The following is a 2,575-nucleotide window of genomic DNA, read 5'->3' on the forward strand; positions in this document are numbered from 1 at the left end:
CGTGAACCTTGACGGGTGTCCAAGATTACTTGACCAGTTCAGCCTGCTCGCGAAAAACGTCTGGGCAACGCGATCATTCAGACAGCGCGCGTTATCGTTGACGTCCATCGCGAGCAGGCTCGCTCCTACAGGGATGTATGTTTCAGCTGCGCTCCCGGGGAATCAGGCTTTGCAGCTGCTGCGCCAGAAAGCCTGCATCAAAGGCAAAGACATCCGGGTCTTTCAAGCCATTGGTCTTGCGCCATTGCCAGCCATCCGATGGCGGCAGGCAGACCAGCGAAACGCTGCCATAACGCGCGGCGGTAAACCCCATCACCGCCAGGGAAATCTGGCCACCGGGCCCCATCACGTCCGGTACGAACTCCACCGGTTTGCCGGTAATCAGAATGGATAACTTCTCGGTCCTGAACGTTGACGTCTCGACCGGTACGCTCGGCCCGAACGCAACATAAGGTTCGCGGCTCACCTCCAGCAGGTTCGGCGCCAATACCGGCTCCAGCCACTGCTGGATCTGGTCGAACAGTTCACCAATGAGCGTCGCCCATATGGCCGATTGCGACTCGAACACTTGCCTCTTGTGCGCTTCGCTGTCTGCGTAGTGACGGAGCATCTCGCCCAATTGCTGTACATCGTCCATCGCGGTATGCCTTTTAGGGAAACAGTGCTGAGATTTTCAGCATGGCAGATACGCGCGGGTTGGGTACGACTAAACGCCGGGAGGTCCTTCGAATGTTTGGCCTCATGAAGTCCAGGACGCGTGATCAATCGGCCTCGGGCCTGTGACGCAGGCGCGCCATGCTCAAGACATCGACCCATTGGCCGTCACGCACCGCATAGTCACGTAACAGTCCTTCGCGCTCGAAACCGAATTTTCGGTACAGGCCGATGGCGGCTTCGTTGTCTGCATACACCGTCAGCTCGACGCGGTGCAGGTTCATCCAGTTGTCGGCGATGTCCAGCGCCGCCGCCAGCAGTTTCGAACCCACGCCCTTGCCCTGCCAACCCAGCGCAACGCCAATACCGAAGCTGCCGGCATGGCTGCGACGGATGCGCGAAAATTGCTCAAGGCTGATGTGGCCGATGACTGCCCCTTGATGCAGCGCGACCAATTGCACCATCCGCTCGTTATCCGGCTCCAGGCGCTTGCGCCAGCGCTCCGTGGAAGGAAACGGCAATTGCGTTGTCTGGCGGGCGACGGCCGGTTCGTGATACAGCGCGGTAAGGCTTTCGAGGTGGGATTCGTTGAGGCGAGCGAGGGTGATGATGGGCTCTGTGGCGGGCATGGCGATTCATCCTTGAGGCAGTCATGGTCGGTCACTCTATAACGCCGCCCTCCAGCCTGGCGAGACCCCTTGTGGGAGCGAGCCTGCTCGCGAAGGGTCCATCACATTCAACATTGATGCTGCCTGACGCGCCGCCTTCGCGAGCAGGCTCGCTCCCACAGGGGAATAGGCGTCAACCCTCGAACCACTCCCGGCGCTCATGGAAGGTGTTTTGGATCAACTCCACCAGCCCCTGCACCTGCGACTCCCCCTGGGACTCGGCATTCACCGCCATCCACACCTGGCGCTGCAGCGGCTGTCCGAACAGATCCCGCAGGCCGATCAACCCGCGATCGAAACGGCTCATGTAACCGGGCAGCAAGCCAATGCAGGCGCTGCAGCGGATCATCTCCAGCATCAGCTCATAGGAATGCAGCTGCACGACCCCGGCCAGGCGCTGGTCCACCACATCATTCCACGGCCGGAGACTGTCGATCTGCCGGTCAGGCTGCCATTGCACCAGCAGGAAGTCGGCCAGGTCGTCGAGTGTGTCGGGACGCGAAGCAACCCGTGAATAGCGCTTGGCGATGTGGGGCAGATAATCGATACGCGCCAGCCGCCGAGGTTCACTGACGGCGAAACTCGGGCCGGGCAACGGCGAATCGGTACCTGCCAGCCACACCACCACGTCGGCACTGACCGCTTGCAGGGACAATTCGCTGTCGAGCGTGATGATTTCCAGGCGCACACTGGCGTTGCGCCGCAGCAACGCCACCAGATCGCGACCGAGGATGTCATGCAGGATCGATTCGGCAACGGCCAGGCGCAACAGCGGTTGCTGCATCACTGGCAGGTCGCGCTCGTGGGCCAGCGCGATCAACTGCGACTGCAATTGCAGCCCATTACGACTGAGGGCAACCCCGTTATCCGAAGGGCTGAACAATGAACACTGCAACTGCGCTTCAAGCTGTGCCAATAGCTTGCGCAACCGCGTTGCCTTGATATTGAGACGCCGAGCCGCCTGCATGAAACAGCCGCAACGGGCGCTGACGCTGAAACATTTCGCCAGCAGCGGATCGATCTCCCTTGCGCGGGTGCGCCAGACAGCGGTTTTATCGAGGGGCGCGCGATTGTCGGCAATACGCCGATCGCCGGTGGTTTCCATGAAAGACATCGATGACTCCCTGTCGATCTATCACTGGGAGTTCATCCTGCGCATCGTTCATGAAGCGGATGTGACAACACACCTGTAGGAGCGAGCTTGAACTGGCCTAATAATTCCGGACACCTCTTAAGGGCGATATGATTTCGCC

The 2,575-nt window shown here is 60.2% G+C and carries 3 protein-coding genes; all 3 read right to left on the bottom strand.

Annotation, left to right across the window (positions count from 1 at the left end; translation table 11 throughout):
• Positions 1–142: 142 nt before the first annotated feature.
• The 3 genes from HNQ83_RS30910 to HNQ83_RS30920 all read right to left on the bottom strand — a co-directional run bounded on the left by HNQ83_RS30910 (position 143) and on the right by HNQ83_RS30920 (position 2,436).
• Positions 143–637 carry a hypothetical protein gene (locus HNQ83_RS30910; RefSeq protein WP_175392625.1) on the bottom strand — a complete coding sequence of 165 codons (495 nt, stop codon included), beginning with the start codon at positions 635–637 and terminating at the stop codon, positions 143–145.
• Positions 638–761: 124 nt separating this feature from the next.
• Positions 762–1,283 carry a GNAT family N-acetyltransferase gene (locus tag HNQ83_RS30915; RefSeq protein WP_175392626.1) on the bottom strand — a complete coding sequence of 174 codons (522 nt, stop codon included), beginning with the start codon at positions 1,281–1,283 and terminating at the stop codon, positions 762–764.
• 172 nt (positions 1,284–1,455) lie between these two features.
• The gene (locus tag HNQ83_RS30920; RefSeq protein WP_175392627.1) at positions 1,456–2,436 is read right to left on the bottom strand and encodes a LysR family transcriptional regulator; all 981 of its coding nucleotides are present in this window, start codon (positions 2,434–2,436) and stop codon (positions 1,456–1,458) included.
• Between the last annotated feature and the right edge of the window lie 139 nt (positions 2,437–2,575).

This window comes from Pseudomonas sp. C2B4 (genome assembly GCF_013359695.1).
GTDB lineage: Bacteria > Pseudomonadota > Gammaproteobacteria > Pseudomonadales > Pseudomonadaceae > Aquipseudomonas.